This window comes from Mesonia aestuariivivens (assembly GCF_019311235.1).
GTDB classification, from domain to species: Bacteria; Bacteroidota; Bacteroidia; order Flavobacteriales; family Flavobacteriaceae; genus Mesonia; species Mesonia aestuariivivens.
Window position 1 is genome coordinate 1 of record NZ_JAHWDF010000007.1, and the last position, 14,926, is coordinate 14,926.

Annotated in this window: 16 protein-coding genes; 11 read left to right on the forward strand and 5 right to left on the reverse strand. The window is 30.4% G+C overall.

Annotated elements, in window-relative coordinates:
• Positions 1-417: 417 nt before the first annotated feature.
• Together KW502_RS07780 and KW502_RS07785 are read right to left on the reverse strand one after the other, a co-directional pair.
• Complete coding sequence (locus KW502_RS07780) at positions 418-2,562, reverse strand: catalase (RefSeq protein WP_219039985.1); 2,145 nt, start codon at positions 2,560-2,562, stop codon at positions 418-420.
• Positions 2,563-2,792: 230 nt separating this feature from the next.
• Positions 2,793-3,869 carry an AI-2E family transporter gene (locus KW502_RS07785; RefSeq protein WP_219039986.1) on the reverse strand — a complete coding sequence of 359 codons (1,077 nt, stop codon included), beginning with the start codon at positions 3,867-3,869 and terminating at the stop codon, positions 2,793-2,795.
• Between the two features lie 553 nt (positions 3,870-4,422).
• Between KW502_RS07785 and KW502_RS07795 the strand changes: the two genes are divergently transcribed.
• A complete protein-coding gene (locus KW502_RS07795; RefSeq protein ID WP_219039987.1) occupies positions 4,423-4,668 on the forward strand; it encodes a YqcI/YcgG family protein in 246 nt (81 codons plus the stop codon).
• Between the two features lie 241 nt (positions 4,669-4,909).
• On the opposite strand, the gene KW502_RS07800 is transcribed toward KW502_RS07795, so the two are convergent.
• On the reverse strand, positions 4,910-5,170 hold the full coding sequence (locus KW502_RS07800) for a hypothetical protein (RefSeq protein WP_219039988.1): 261 nt from the start codon (positions 5,168-5,170) through the stop codon (positions 4,910-4,912).
• Between the two features lie 242 nt (positions 5,171-5,412).
• Here KW502_RS07800 and KW502_RS07805 point away from each other — a divergent pair, with 242 nt between their 5' ends.
• The 5 genes from KW502_RS07805 to KW502_RS07825 all read left to right on the forward strand — a co-directional run bounded on the left by KW502_RS07805 (position 5,413) and on the right by KW502_RS07825 (position 10,305).
• The gene (locus tag KW502_RS07805; RefSeq protein ID WP_219039989.1) at positions 5,413-6,303 is read left to right on the forward strand and encodes a MerR family transcriptional regulator; all 891 of its coding nucleotides are present in this window, start codon (positions 5,413-5,415) and stop codon (positions 6,301-6,303) included.
• Positions 6,304-7,761, forward strand: a complete 1,458-nt coding sequence (gene crtID, locus KW502_RS07810) for a bifunctional phytoene desaturase/3,4-desaturase (RefSeq protein WP_219039990.1) — start codon at positions 6,304-6,306, stop codon at positions 7,759-7,761.
• Between the two features lie 4 nt (positions 7,762-7,765).
• The gene (locus KW502_RS07815) at positions 7,766-8,605 is read left to right on the forward strand and encodes a phytoene/squalene synthase family protein (protein WP_219039991.1); all 840 of its coding nucleotides are present in this window, start codon (positions 7,766-7,768) and stop codon (positions 8,603-8,605) included.
• Position 8,606: 1 nt separating this feature from the next.
• Complete coding sequence (locus KW502_RS07820) at positions 8,607-9,056, forward strand: sterol desaturase family protein (RefSeq protein WP_219039992.1); 450 nt, start codon at positions 8,607-8,609, stop codon at positions 9,054-9,056.
• A gap of 106 nt (positions 9,057-9,162) precedes the next feature.
• The gene (locus KW502_RS07825) at positions 9,163-10,305 is read left to right on the forward strand and encodes a lycopene cyclase family protein (RefSeq protein WP_219039993.1); all 1,143 of its coding nucleotides are present in this window, start codon (positions 9,163-9,165) and stop codon (positions 10,303-10,305) included.
• Here the strand turns inward: KW502_RS07825 and KW502_RS07830 are convergent, their stop codons facing one another.
• On the reverse strand, positions 10,306-10,866 hold the full coding sequence (locus KW502_RS07830) for a TlpA family protein disulfide reductase (RefSeq protein ID WP_219039994.1): 561 nt from the start codon (positions 10,864-10,866) through the stop codon (positions 10,306-10,308). It abuts the gene before it with no gap.
• A 116-nt stretch (positions 10,867-10,982) separates the two neighbouring features.
• On the opposite strand from KW502_RS07830, the gene KW502_RS07835 reads away from it, so the two are divergent.
• Complete coding sequence (locus KW502_RS07835) at positions 10,983-11,828, forward strand: aldo/keto reductase (RefSeq protein ID WP_219039995.1); 846 nt, start codon at positions 10,983-10,985, stop codon at positions 11,826-11,828.
• A gap of 58 nt (positions 11,829-11,886) precedes the next feature.
• Here KW502_RS07835 and KW502_RS07840 read toward each other — a convergent pair whose 3' ends face one another.
• The gene (locus KW502_RS07840; protein WP_219039996.1) at positions 11,887-12,321 is read right to left on the reverse strand and encodes a PepSY-like domain-containing protein; all 435 of its coding nucleotides are present in this window, start codon (positions 12,319-12,321) and stop codon (positions 11,887-11,889) included.
• Between the two features lie 130 nt (positions 12,322-12,451).
• On the opposite strand from KW502_RS07840, the gene KW502_RS07845 reads away from it, so the two are divergent.
• The 4 genes from KW502_RS07845 (at position 12,452) to KW502_RS07860 (ending at position 14,916) form a co-directional block, all read left to right on the forward strand.
• Positions 12,452-13,129: a response regulator transcription factor gene (locus KW502_RS07845; RefSeq protein ID WP_219039997.1), complete on the forward strand. Its 678-nt coding sequence runs from the start codon at positions 12,452-12,454 to the stop codon at positions 13,127-13,129.
• The gene (locus KW502_RS07850; RefSeq protein ID WP_219039998.1) at positions 13,126-14,391 is read left to right on the forward strand and encodes a sensor histidine kinase; all 1,266 of its coding nucleotides are present in this window, start codon (positions 13,126-13,128) and stop codon (positions 14,389-14,391) included. The genes KW502_RS07845 and KW502_RS07850 overlap by 4 nt, the downstream gene beginning before the upstream one ends.
• A gap of 81 nt (positions 14,392-14,472) precedes the next feature.
• Positions 14,473-14,610, forward strand: a complete 138-nt coding sequence (locus tag KW502_RS07855) for a hypothetical protein (RefSeq protein WP_219039999.1) — start codon at positions 14,473-14,475, stop codon at positions 14,608-14,610.
• A 6-nt stretch (positions 14,611-14,616) separates the two neighbouring features.
• Positions 14,617-14,916: a hypothetical protein gene (locus KW502_RS07860; protein ID WP_219040000.1), complete on the forward strand. Its 300-nt coding sequence runs from the start codon at positions 14,617-14,619 to the stop codon at positions 14,914-14,916.
• The last annotated feature ends 10 nt before the right edge of the window (positions 14,917-14,926 follow it).

A 14,926-nucleotide genomic window follows, 5' to 3' on the forward strand; every position in this document is an offset into this window, starting at 1 on the left:
TTCTCCTCTAAATATATCGTTAGACGGTTCTCGTACAAAACATGCTTTATAGGCTTCTTATCGAATCCAACAATATCAAAATACTCTAATATTCCTTCTGGTAATATTAAACTTAACAAGGAAAACTCAGTGCTTTTATTCATCAATGGAATTTAAAACGCAAAGAAAGTTATTTTTCAATTTAGACCCAACTTTTGAGATTGATCCGCTTTTATGCTTAAACTTCTTTTTATCGTTTTCAATATAAACTTTTTCGACTACAAAAAAATTACAGTTTTCACTTCTATCTATTTAGTGAAGTAAACTTAGAATGTTAATGAATATTATATCTTAATTCATTCTAAGTTATAAAAATTTAAAAAGCAAGAGCTATGTGATATCACATAGCTCTTGCTTTTTAAATACAACAAAATATAATTAAGCTGGTATATCTTGAGCTTTTTCTTCACGCTTCCAATTTCGGTGATTGGCGATACCCTTAATAAAATTAGTTACGCTATCATTGATGTAGACACTCGCATCATCTTTAAAATTTTTTCCATAGGTCTCATCTAATAATTTCTCTCCTTCTTTATTTACTGCAATTGCCTTACAATGTTTTAGAGCTTCATTAATAAATTTCTTCGCTTTAGCTTCTTTTAGAAGAGCTTCTAAACTTTTTTCACCACCAGGTACAAAAATAGCATCAAATAGAACACTCTCTGTAGTGAGAAGTGCAGCATCAACTTTGTGCTCATCTCCTTTGTCACATTTAACTGTTCCGCCATGGGTAGCTATAAGTTGTGGAACTGCTCCTTTTTCTTCTAATTCTTTTTTCACTTTCATCATATCATCACCGTCAAAACCATCGCTTACAAGAAAGGCAATTTTTCTACTGATAATACTATCGCTTTTTAAATGTGTTTGACTTAATGCCTTAGATTTGTCTAGGTAATTTTTCTTTTTACCTGGCTGGTATTTCTGTACATCTGCATCGGCACCAATTGCTTGATTTATGGGGTTATCTATTTCTTTAGGTATTTCCATCCCAATTCCTTTAGCTACTTTTTTTGCTAATTCATTATCAATTTGAGCTATTACATAAAGCATTCTTTTTTTGATATGATCATAAGTACATTTTCCAATTTCAAAAGTATATGCAGCAGCGACGTGATTTTTCTCCCATTCTTCTAAGCTTCTATAAAACAAAGCAGGCTGACTAAAATGATCATTAAAACTTTCGCTGCGTTCTCGTATTTTTGAAGCGTCTATGCGTTCTTCATAAGAAGTAAAGCCACCTTCTGCCATTTTTGCTAAATGTGGACATCCGCCGCCAATTGAGTTTGGGAAATAGGCTGTTTTTCCTTTATTTACCGTAGTTCTCATATGAGCATCTCGTTGATTATTATGAACTTCATTTATCGGACGGTTGATAGGAAGTTCATGAAAATTAGGACTTCCTAAGCGAGAAAGTTGAGTATCTGTATAAGAAAATAAACGTCCCTGCAATAAAGGATCGTTGGTAAAATCTAATCCTGGTACTAAATGTCCTGGATGAAATGCTACTTGCTCTGTTTCTGCAAAGAAATTATCTGGATTTCTATTCAACGTCATTTTTCCTATTCGCTGAACAGGAACCATTTCTTCTGGAATTAATTTTGTAGGATCAAGTAAATCGAAATCAAATTTATGTTCATCTTCTTCAGGAACAATTTGAAAACCGAGCTCCCATTCTGGGTAATGGCCAGCTTCAATAGCTTCCCATAAATCTCTTCTATGAAAATCTGTATCTGCTCCGTGAATTTTAACAGCTTCATCCCAAGTTACAGAATGCACACCTAATAACGGTTTCCAATGAAATTTTACAAAATGTGATTTTCCTTCTTCATTTATTAAACGAAAAGTATGAATACCAAAACCTTCCATCATACGCAAACTTCTAGGAATGGCACGGTCACTCATCACCCAAATATGATTATGTAATGTTTCTGTAGTTAACGATACAAAATCATAAAAGGTGTCGTGTGCTGATGCTGCTTGTGGAATTTCTCGATCTGGTTCTGGCTTTACCGCATGAATAAGGTCTGGAAACTTCATAGCGTCTTGAATAAAGAAAATAGGCATGTTATTTCCTACTAAGTCAAAAATACCTTCTTCCGTATAGAATTTTGTCGAAAAACCACGTACGTCTCTTGCTAAATCTGCAGAACCTTTACTTCCTGCTACGGTAGAAAAACGTACAAAAACAGGAGTTTTGCGATTGGTATCGGTAAAAATTCTGGCTTTAGTATAGTTTGATTGATTCTCATACAACTCAAAATAACCATGTGCACCACTACCACGAGCATGGACAATTCTTTCTGGAATGCGTTCATGATCAAAATGAGTGATTTTTTCTCTTAAAATAAAATCTTCAAGAAGCGTGCCTCCGCGCTCTCCAGCCTTTAAAGAATTGTTTGTGTCGTTAACTTTAACCCCTTGATTGGTGGTCATCGTTTTATTTCTCCCTTCTTCTCGAAATTGTTCAAGATTTTGATCTTTAGGAGAAGTAGGTTGTTTTTTGGATTTTTTAGAATTGCTCATAGTTGGTTTTTTTAGGCTTTTAAATTACACAAGTACATCCCAAAACACTCTTAATTAAATGTTTGAAGTTTGTTAAAAAGAAACTATTTCTAATCATATTTGGAGAAATTTTATTAATTCTTCCAAATAATTTCAATTCTAAAAAACCTTAAATAGTTGTATTATTCTAAAAAAGGTTAAAACTTATGATTAGTGCTTTACTTGTAAAAAGTGGGTTAATAACTTACTTCCTAATCCGACTTTTTACTTTTTTCATTAATTGGCTCATTTTGAAATAGCTCCCCTATAATTTTTAGTTTAGGAATATGAAGCATTATAGTTGTAAGAATTGCTGTTAGAGGTACCGCTAATATCATTCCTGAAATTCCCCAAATAGAACCCCAAAAAATAACCATTAATATCACTAAAAAAGGATGAAGGTTAACACGCTCTCCTATAACATAGGGTTGCAATACATAGCTTTCTAAAAATTGGGAAACTACAAAAGTAATGATAACACCAATGAGCACGCCTATTTCTCCTGAAACTAAATATCCAAAACTAAACGCCAAACCAAAGCCAATCATATTTCCTATATACGGTATGAGGGTAAGCAAAGCGGCAATTAAACTAATTAATATAAAATTTTCGACCCCTGAAATTCCTAACCCGATACTGTAAGAAACGGCAAGCGCTCCCATAAGTAATAATTTACCTATTAAATACTGAGAAACTACATCGGTTAGTTCTCCTGAAGTTTTTTCAACTTCATGGGTATGCTCTTTTGAAAATAATTTAATCAAAAAATTAAAAAAGCGTTTTCTGTAACACAGAATAAAAAAAATATAAATAAAAACTAAAAAATAATTAGTTAAAAATGAAGTAGTTCCAGATATAAACCCTAAAGCTTTGCTTCCAGGCTCTTTAATTTTAGAACTAATTTTATCAAAATTTTGACCTTTCACATCTTCTGAAGATATAGGTGTATTTTGAACTAAAAAATTCTTTAAATTTTCAACTTTAGGGGCCATATTTTCTTTAATAGAAGGCCATTCTTCTACAAACCCGTGAATTTGATAAGAAACCAAAAACACTATCCCAAGTGACAATATAAATAATATAAATACTGATAGCAAACATGAAACAGATCTTGATAATTTTTTTTCAATCTTCTTGCATAACGGATATATTAATAAACTTAAAACGGTAGCAATTACTAATGGTGCTAAAAAAGCGCGAGCTTCAACCAGCCCTAAAATTAAAAAATAAGCTCCTACGATAAGAGCTGCTGTGATGGTAATATAACGATAAAGTGATTTGTTTTCCATAAATTAATCTATATTTTCATAAAAAGATATGAGAATTAGTTTTTCTTAAATGTATTAAAGTAAACCTTGGTATGAGAATTTTTAATATTATTTTCACTTTCTACAGATGAAAAGCACAAATGCTTATAAATTGTTAGACTAATTAAACCAACCTTAACATTATTTAATCTGTATTTCTAATTAACATATATTTATGTTTAGCCAATCAATACGGTTAATAATTGAAGGATTATCATTAATAATTTACCTCTTACAGTACGATATTTGACAGTAAAAAACTTTATGAAAACTTCTACTATCAAAAAAAAATTAATGATTTTATTCTTCAAAATGATCATCCTTGTTTAATGGCACAAAGTGTCTTTAATTTAAATCATTGCGTTATAAATGATTACGAAAAATTAATTTCTAAAGATTATTAAACGATTTAGAGCCTTATTTAGAAAATTATAATTTTGTTTCTAAGAATTTTAAAAGTTTTATAGCTGTATTCTCTAAAGAAGATATTTCTTCAGAAGAAAGTTTTGAAAAGTTATTATGGTAGCAATTAAAAATGCTTTCAGAATTAGACACCCATAAATGGGATCAAACAATTAACGCCAGTCCTAATCATAAAAATTTCAGCTATAGTCTATTTGGGAAATCTTTTTACATTGTAGGGATGCATCCTAAAAGTAGTAGAATAGCAAGAAAAAGCCCATATATAGCTTTGGTTTTTAATCTAAATTGGCAGTGTGAAAAATTAAGAGAAATGGGGAAATATGATTTTATAAGAACAAAAATTAGAGAAAGAGATTAAGTAATAAAGTAAGTATAGTACAAGAGGCTAACACGACTGTATTAAAGAAAGTATTCATTCTTGGCAATGAATTATCTATAAGGTCTTTGGCTTTTAAACCAAAAATATGTCCTAAAACTAGCATGCCTACAGAAGTAATCAATGTGGCTAAAACACCACCAAACAATATACGCTCTTTATAAGATTTCATTAATTATAAATTGTATTGTAAACCAAAAAAGATGCTGTGAGCATCCTTTTCCTAAAGAATTTCTTGAGATTTATTTCTTCTGTATAAATACTCATGAGTTAAAACCTTATCATTAATTTTACAACATTCTTTACATAGGCCTATATTAGAAAAATAATGTAGACCTTCGACAAGTGCACGCCGCGGATCTTTAAAAAATCCTAATTTCACTAAAAAAAGCGGTTGTGGTTTTAATTTACATTTAAAAGTATGAATATATCTTACCCCATCTCCATATGGTTCTCTGTTTAAGTAATAAAAATGCTCTTCCATGGTCATAAGTTTTATTGGTTACTCAAAAATAGATAGTTATATTCACAAAAAATCTTATTTTATGTGAATTGATATATATTTATATTAAAAAAAAAATGATAACGTTAATATATAATTTTTAAAGTTAAAACCCATCATAGTCAAACTTTTAAACAAACCCGTAAATTTTTGTTTAACCTTTTAACTTAATTTTTAAACAAAATAATTATTTTTAGCCTAGGTTTGAAGCTACAAAAACAAGTATGTCTTACGCAAAGAAACAATTTAGCATAAAAGATTTAGAAATACTCAGCGGGATTAAAGCACATACTCTAAGAATGTGGGAAAAAAGATATGAAATTCTTTCTCCCCAAAGAACGGAAACTAACATTAGATCCTATGGTTTAAAAGATCTTCAAAAATTACTAAATATTTCTTTTTTAAATGAGAATGGTTATAAAATTTCTCGTATTTCTAAATTAGATAATAAAGAGATAGAAAGTTTAGTCAAAAGCATCTCTTCTACCACAAATAATAAAGATAAGGCTCTAAAATCTTTTACATTATCGATGTATAATTTTGATCAAAATTTATTTTTTGATACTTACAATAGCCTTTTAAAAACGAAAACTTTTAGAGAAATATTTCAAGAAACATTCATTCCGCTATTAAAAAATATTGGTATGTTATGGCAAATCAATTCTATACATCCTATACATGAACATTTTCTAACTAATCTTATCAAACGAAAGTTAATCTTAAATATAGAAAAACTTCAACAACAAAAACCACAGAAAACAGATAGTCATTTTGTTCTTTTTTTACCAGAAAATGAAGTTCACGATTTAGGTATTTTATACACCAATTATGAAATACTTCTTCATGGTTATCCCGTTACATATTTAGGTAATAATTTACCTATGGAAGATTTAATTTTTTTAGGGAAGATTTATCAAAACATTAGATTTGTGAGTTATTTCACCGTAGCTCCAGATCATGAAACTGCTTATTTAGAAGAGTTTCAGTTAAAAATTATCTCTCAAATAGATTGCGAATTTTGGGTGCTGGGTCCACGCTCATCAGAAATTAATATGCCACCTTCAAAAAAAATAAAGGTGATGAAAACAATAGAAGAATTAGTTAGAAAATTATAAATGAAAAAAATAATTATCATCGGTTCAGGTTTCTCTTCGTTAGCATCTTCATGCTACTTAGCTCAACAAGGCTACGAAGTAGAGATTTTTGAAAAAAACGATACTATTGGCGGAAGAGCCAGACAATTTAAAAAAGATGGTTTCACCTTTGACATTGGCCCCACTTGGTACTGGATGCCCGATGTTTTTGAACGTTTTTTTGCAGATTTTAATAAAAAACCTAGTGATTATTATGACCTGTTAAAACTAAGTCCCGCTTATCAAGTTTTCTTTGGTAAAGAAGAAAAAATTACTATTGGTGATACTTTAGAAAAAATATATACCGAATTTGATCGTATAGAACCCGGCAGTTCTAAACAATTAAAAAAACTTATTCATAAAGCAAAAGACAATTACAATATTGCTATTAAAGACCTAGTTTACCGTCCTGGAGAATCGCCGCTAGAGCTGATAACCACAGAAACGATGAAAAAACTTGGCCAGTTTTTTAGCACCATCTCTAAAGAAGTTAGAAAAGAGTTTAAAAATATTAAACTAGTACAAGTATTAGAATTTCCAGTATTATTTTTAGGAGCAAAACCTAGCAATACGCCAGCATTTTATAATTTCATGAATTTTGCCGATTTTGGCTTAGGTACTTGGCATCCAAAAGGAGGAATGTACCAAGTTATTCTAGGTATTCAGAAGTTAGCAGAATCACTAGGTGTAAAATTTAATACGCAGCAAAATGTTGAAAAAATTATTGTTGAAAATAAAACAGCTAAAGGAATAATTGCAAATGGTAAACAACATCAAGCTGATGTTATTTTAAGCGGTGCAGATTATCATCATTCAGAAACTTTATTAGATTTACAATACAGACAGTATTCTGAAAACTTTTGGAATAAAAAAACCTTTGCTCCTTCTGCCCTACTCTTTTATGTTGGGTTCGATAAAAAATTAAAAACCGTAGAACATCATACCTTGTTTTTTGATGTAGATTTTGAAAAACATGCCCACGCCATTTATGATGCGAACAAATGGCCTGAAGACCCCTTATTTTATGCAAGTTTCCCTTCAAAAACAGATCATAATATAGCTCCTGAAGATCAAGAAGCAGGCATATTCTTAATACCGCTTGCACCTGGCATTAACGATGAAGAAGCACTTAGAGAGCAATATTTTGAAAAAATAATTACCCGTTTTGAAACGATTACACAGCAAGAAGTTAAAAAAAATATTATCTTTAAAGAAAGCTTCTGTGTAAAAGATTTCATAAAAGAATACAACTCCTATAAAGGAAATGCTTACGGGTTAGCAAACACGCTTTTACAAACCGCTTTTTTAAGACCAAAATTAAAAAGTAAAAATGTTAACGGACTCTATTTTACAGGGCAGTTAACTGTACCAGGACCGGGCGTACCTCCTGCTTTAATTTCAGGAAAATTAGTGTCGGACCTTATTAAAAAATATGAATAATTCTATGAAATCTATTTTTGATTCCGTTTCAAGGCAATGCAGTCAAGTTGTCACCAATTCTTACAGTACCTCGTTCTCGGTAGCTACAAAACTACTAGCGCCAACAATAAGACAAGACATTTACAATATTTATGGTTTTGTACGCTTTGCAGATGAAATTGTAGACACCTTTCATAAATATGAAAAAGAAATACTTTTTAATGATTTTGAAAATGAAATGTATAAAGCTATAGAAAATAAGATTAGCTTAAATCCTATTTTAAATGCATTTCAAGAAACTGTTCACCAATATAATATCCCAGCAGAACTCTACGAAGCTTTTATGGAAAGTATGCGTATGGATTTACATAAGTCTACCTATCTCACGACTGAAGAATATGAAAAATATATTTACGGAAGTGCCGATGTTGTTGGACTTATGTGCTTAAAAGTCTTTGTGAATGGAGACCAAGAAAAATATGACGAGCTAAAACCTGATGCAATGAAGTTAGGTTCGGCTTTTCAAAAAGTTAACTTTTTAAGAGATCTAAAAGCAGATTTTGAAGATTTAAGCCGTAGTTATTTCCCTAATACCAATTTAGAAGAATTAGATGAAGCCTCTAAACAGAGAATCATAAAAGAAATAGAAGACGATTTTGAGCAAGCTTTACGTGGTATTGCAAAACTTCCGGTAGAAGCAAAATTAGGTGTTTACACAGCATATGTTTACTTTTCTAAATTGCTAAGAAAGCTAAAAGCCGTACCTTCGTTAGAAATCAGAAACAAGCGCATAAGAGTCTCAAATTATCAAAAAGCAGGACTTTTAGCCAAATGTTATGTGTCTTATCGTTTAAAACTTATTTAGTATGCAGACAGTATTTTGGATACTCATCTTCTTAGGAACATTCTTTTTTATGGAATTTATGGCATGGTTTACTCACAAGTACATTATGCACGGATTTTTGTGGAAATTACACAAAGATCATCACCAAAAAGATCACGGTAGTTGGTGGGAACGAAACGATCTTTTTTTTGTTTTTTATGCCTTAGTAAGTATAACTTGTTTCTTACTATGGCGTTACGAAGACGTTTGGTTTACCTTACCTATTGGCTTAGGTATTTTAGCATACGGAATTGCCTATTTTACCGTTCATGATATTTTTATACACCAACGTTTTAAACTATTTAGAAATGCCAACAATTGGTATGCACGTGGTATTAGAAGAGCTCATAAAATTCACCACAAGCATTTAGGCAAAGAAGAAAGTGAAAACTTTGGGATGTTAATTGTTCCTTTTAAATATTTTAAAAAATAATTTTCAAGTATCAATATTTACCTTCATTTTAAGTTAATGCGTGAAATGTTTAAAAAATCACTTCTTTAATAAATTCAGTTATGCTATTTGAACTACCTTTAAGTTAATGAATAAAACTTTCGACTATATTGTTATTGGCAGTGGTTTAGCAGGCTTAAAATTGACGTTAGCGCTAATTAATGATATACACCTTCAGCAAAAGAAAATTGCAGTTATTGATAAAATACCTAAGAGCGAAAACGATAAAACATGGTGTTTTTGGCAACAGGGAAAAAGTAAATGGAATCACCTTATTTATAAATCTTGGTCAGCTGGAGAGGTGATTACAGCTAACAAAAATATTCCATTTCAATTAGCACCCTATCAATACAACATGATTAGATCGATAGATTTTTATAATGATGCGTTTGCTGAAATTAAAAAAAAATCTCAAGTTCAATTTATTCAAGAAGAAGTTATATCTGCTGAAGAGAAAGAAAGCTTTGTTACTGTTAATACAACTAAAAATTCTTACCAAGCTCAGCACATTTTTGATAGTCGAATTCCGCAAGAGTATTTTAACGATAAAGAAAAATACATTAACATCTATCAGCATTTTAAAGGTTGGATGATAGAAACAGAGCAACCTATTTTTGATGCTAATAAATTCACGATGATGGATTTTAGACTAAAATGGAAAAACTCTACTAGTTTTACCTACGTCTTACCCATTACTCCGACCAAAACTTTTATAGAATATACTTTTTTTACGCCTTTCACTACTGAAGAAAAAGTATACGATGATCAGCTCAAGACTTATATCGAAAAATACCTCCAACTAAAAAACTATAAGGTTACAGAAACAGAACTGGGAACTATCCCTATGACCAATTTTCCTTTTCATCAATATCATTCGCAGAAAATCACTAAAATAGGAACTGCTGGAGGTTGGATAAAAGCATCTACAGGCTATTCTTTCAAAAATTCTGATAAAAAAATTGAAAAAATTATACAGAATTTAAACCAAAATCACACACCTCACAAAGATTTAATAAACCCTAAATTTCTATATTACGACAAAATATTCTTAAAAGTCTTAGAGCAAGAAAATGAAAAGGGAGAATGGGTTTTTGAAAATTTTTATGCTAAAAATTCAATTCATCATGTATTTCAATATTTAGATGAAGAAACCTTATTTTCAGAAGATTTAAAAATTATGGGGAGTTTATTTTCTTCAGCCTTTATAAAAGCATTTTTTAGAACTTTATAATTATTCTGCAATTAATTGTTCTAAGTCTTTGGTAAACCTGTCGCTTGTCCAATTAGCCGCACCCGCTTTATCAAACACAATTTTACCATCTTTAGCAATTACATAAGAGGTTGGTAAAGCGTTAGAGTATAAAACTGAGGGCAACTTAGTTTGTGAGAAATAAACTGGAAAACTGTACGTATTCTCTTGCATAAATTTAAGTATTTTATCAGGCTCATCATTGGTGATAAAGTAAAAATCTATTTGCTCATGATATTTTTGAAAAAGCTCTTCTAAATCGGGCATTTCGGCAATACAAGGCGGACACCAAGTAGCCCAATAGTTTATAAAAACAACTCTGTTTTTTGACTCATTTAAATTTTTTCTTCTTCCGTAAATATCTTCTAATTGTAAATGATAATTACTAAGCTGTTTTTGATCTTCTTCCAAAACTTTTGTGGGAGTAGAAGCTAAAAGCTGATTTAAAAACACCTGAATTTCCCTTCTCGCCTGAGGAATGGTAAGTATGACAATAATTAAAACGATAGCTAGATTACTCCAATATTTTCTAATAAACTTCATAACCGCAAAGTAAGTAAAGTTAAAATAAATTCAACTCTTAATTGTTTATTAAGTATGAAGGTAATTTTACTTCATCCAAAAAATTATTCTTAATATTAAGTTCAAATAAATTTATTATGAAAGAATACACTCTTAATAACGGAAATAAAATTCCATCTATAGGTTTTGGCACTTACAAAACCAATGAGAAAGAAGGGATTACTTCTGTAAAAAAAGCATTACATACCGGTTATCGATTAATAGATACCGCGGCAAAATATGAAAATGAAGAAGCGGTTGGAAAAGGTATTAAAGAAAGTAAAATTAAGCGCGAAGAAATTATAGTTACTACCAAACTTTGGCGTGAAAATTTAGGTTACGAAAGCACCAAAAAAGCTTTTGCAAGTTCCTTAAAAAAGCTTGACTTAGAATATATTGATTTATACCTTATTCATTGGCCCGCTAATGCTAAAAATTATAACAATTGGCAAGAAGCCAATAATGAAAGTTGGCGAGCGATGGAAGAATTAGTAGAAGAAGGAAAGATAAGAAACATAGGAGTTAGTAATTTTTGGCCAGAGCATTTAGAACCTTTATTAAAAGCTGCGAAAATAAAACCAGTAATTAATCAAATTGAATTTCATCCTGGTTATTGGCAACCAGAAGTCGCTCAATATTGTAAAAAGCATGATATTTTGGTAGAAGCTTGGTCTCCACTAGCTCGAGGAAAAGTTTTTGAGAATGAAGAAATTAAAGCTATCGCAAAAAAATACGATAAATCTGTAGCGCAAATTTGCTTACGTTGGATTTTAGAACACGATGCTTTAGTAATACCGAAGTCTTCTACACCAAAACGTATTGAAGATAATTATGATATTTTTGATTTTCAACTTTCACCAGAAGACATAAAAATTATTGATAATTTACCAAAAATGGGATTTAGCGGAGAACTGCCAAATCACTGGCCAGACAAAGTGAATTAATACCGCAAATAAAAATACCTCACGAACATAGTTTGCTGGTGAGGTATTTTTAAGCTTATTATTTTGTTTCTCTTAAGAGTTTTCCTTTTTTATTATAAACCACATCGATTTCATTAAACCATTTTTCTAGTTCTATCATATATGTGGTTCTCCCTTCTACCTTGCGCATTTCGCAATCATCAATACTGTAATCGCTATAATTAGTTTTAATCGCAGTTGTTACAGCTGTGGGCAATTCATTGGGTTGTATTTCTTTTTCAAATTTCACCTGTTCTCCAGTTTCGCTATACCAAACTTCATAATCCATACGGTTAATTTCAAATTCTACCTTATAATTATTCATTTCTTTTTCCCATTCAATATCTGTAGCGTTTTTATAAGCTTGCTTAAATTGAGATTGGATAGTAGTTGGCACTTCTGAAGAAGATATGTCTTGTGCATTTACAGTAAGGCCAACAAATAGTAAAACGAATAAACTTTTTAAAATTTTCATAGTATTTTATTTTTTAATTAGATGTCAAATAAAAAACATGAATCTGAAATAAATTAGGAATAATTTTATCGATTCCCTTTTCCCATATCTTTCCAGTTTTGAAAGTATCTTTGCCTAAAATTAAATTTCTATGAAAGTTTTAATTATAGAAGACGAACAAGAAATGCTTCAAAATATGAAGCAAACTTTAGAAAAAGAAGATTATCTGGTAGAAACTGCCACCGATTATGATTCGGCTTTTTTAAAAATTGGTGTTTATGATTATGACTGTATCTTATTAGATATTTCGCTACCTGGCAAAAGCGGACTAGAGATTTTAAAGGAGCTTAAAAAAAGAGAAGTTTCAGACGGAGTAATTATCGTTTCTGCCAAAAATTCTTTAGACGATAAATTGGAAGGTCTTCATCTGGGCGCCGATGATTATTTACCTAAACCCTTTCATATGGCAGAATTAAATGCAAGAATTAAAGCTATTTTTAGAAGAAGAAATTTAAAAGGCGATACTCTTATAAAAATTGAAAATCTAAACATAGACATAGAAAACAGAATTGCTCTCATAGAAGATGAAGCATTATTATTGAACCGAAAAGAGTTTGATATTCTATTTTACCTTGCTTCTAATAAAAATAGGCTGGTTAACAAAACGGCTTTAGCAGAACATGTTTGGGGTGATCATATTGACCAAACCGATAGTTTTGATTTTATTTATTCTCAAATTAAAAATTTAAGAAAAAAATTGAAAGATCACAATGTACAAGTAGAGGTAAAAGCTATTTATGGTATAGGTTATAAGTTAGTAAGTTTATGAAGTTACTTAATTACACAACCAAATATTTTGCTGCGATTTTGTTATTCGCTCTCCTCCTATTTACCGTAATTTTCTACTTTCAGATGCTAGATGAAATTTATGATAGTTTGGACGATGGACTCGAAAATCAAAAAATACTTGTAATTAATAGAGCCAAGAAAGATCCATCTGTTTTTAATAAAACTAGTTTTAAAGATGGATATTACACCATACATCCAACCACCTATTCTGAAATTAAAAATGTAAAAGACTCTTATCGAGATACATTAATGTATATGCTTAATGAAAAAGATTATGAGCCAGTTAGGCTTTTAGAAAGCGCATTTAGGCAAGATGGTAAGTATTACAAATTAAAAGTAATCACTTCGATGGTAGAAGAAGATGATTTAATTGAAGATCTTCTCTATTCTATTTTATGGCTTTATATTGGGTTGGTTGCTGGTGTACTTTTTTTGAACAATTGGGTTTTAAAACGTCTATGGAGACCATTTTATTCATTATTAAATAATTTAAAAAACTTTAACATTGAAAAAGAGCAAAGTATTGAATTAGAAAATACTAATATTGAAGAATTTAAATTACTAAATCTTCAGGTAGAAAAATTGCTTCAAAAATCTATCGATAGTTTTAAAGCTCAAAAACAATTTATAGAAAATGCTTCTCACGAATTGCAAACTCCGCTTGCGATTAGCATTAATAAATTAGAATTACTTGCAGAAAAAGAAGAGCTTTCTTCAAATAATATGACCTTGTTAGCTTCAGTTCTAGAAAACTTAGAACGAATGACAAGGCTTAATCACGCCCTTCTCTTACTTTCTAAAATTGATAATAAACAATTTGTCGAAGAAGAAAATTTAAACATTGTACAACTTGTCACCCAAATTGCCAATGATTTTTCAGATTTCGCCAATCATAAAAATATTGAAATTAGTATTTCCTCAGACGATACTATTCAAAAATATATGAATAAAGATTTGGCAATTATTTTATTCACCAACCTAATCAAGAATGCGATAATTCATACCTCTTTAAATTCAATTATAACTATTAAAATTCACAACCAAAAAGTGAGTATTGAAAATGAATCTGAAACCAGCAAATTAGACGATCAACAATTATTTTCTAGATTTTATAAAGTTAATCCTCATAAAAGCTCAACAGGATTAGGACTGGCTATTTCAAAAGCAATAGCAGATAAATACGAGTTAGAGCTTATTTACATTTACGATCGTTACCATATATTCATAGTAAATTTTCAGTAAAAATTTACAACCACCTTATTACTTTCCAAATTCTTTCCAGAATCGTTTCTGAATTTAGCACCAGATTTAAAAACAGAAACGATGAAATTATTCCATTTCTTAAGTATACCTCTACTGCTAGTAGCTTGCAAAGAAGAAGATGATCATTCTTTTGCTACTGTACCATCGATAGTGGCAAGTACTTTTCAATCTAACTTTCAAAATACGAAAGAATTATAATGGCAAGTGGTAGGTGAAAATTTTGAAGCAGAGTTTGAACTGGCTTCTATAGACCATGTAGCGCTTTTCACTAAAAAAGGTGAGCTTTTAAAATATAAAAAAAAGCTCCGCTATTCAAAAATCCCCAATAATCTAAAGCAAGTTATAAATGAAAAAATTGAATTGCAACAAATAGATGAAATTGAGCAAATTCATATTAAGAAGAAAAAATATTACCAACTAGCAATAGTACAATCGTGCACAGAATTAAAAAAGCTATTTAACGAAGACGGAGATTTAATAAACACCATCTCTTTTTGGGATTAAAAACAAAAAC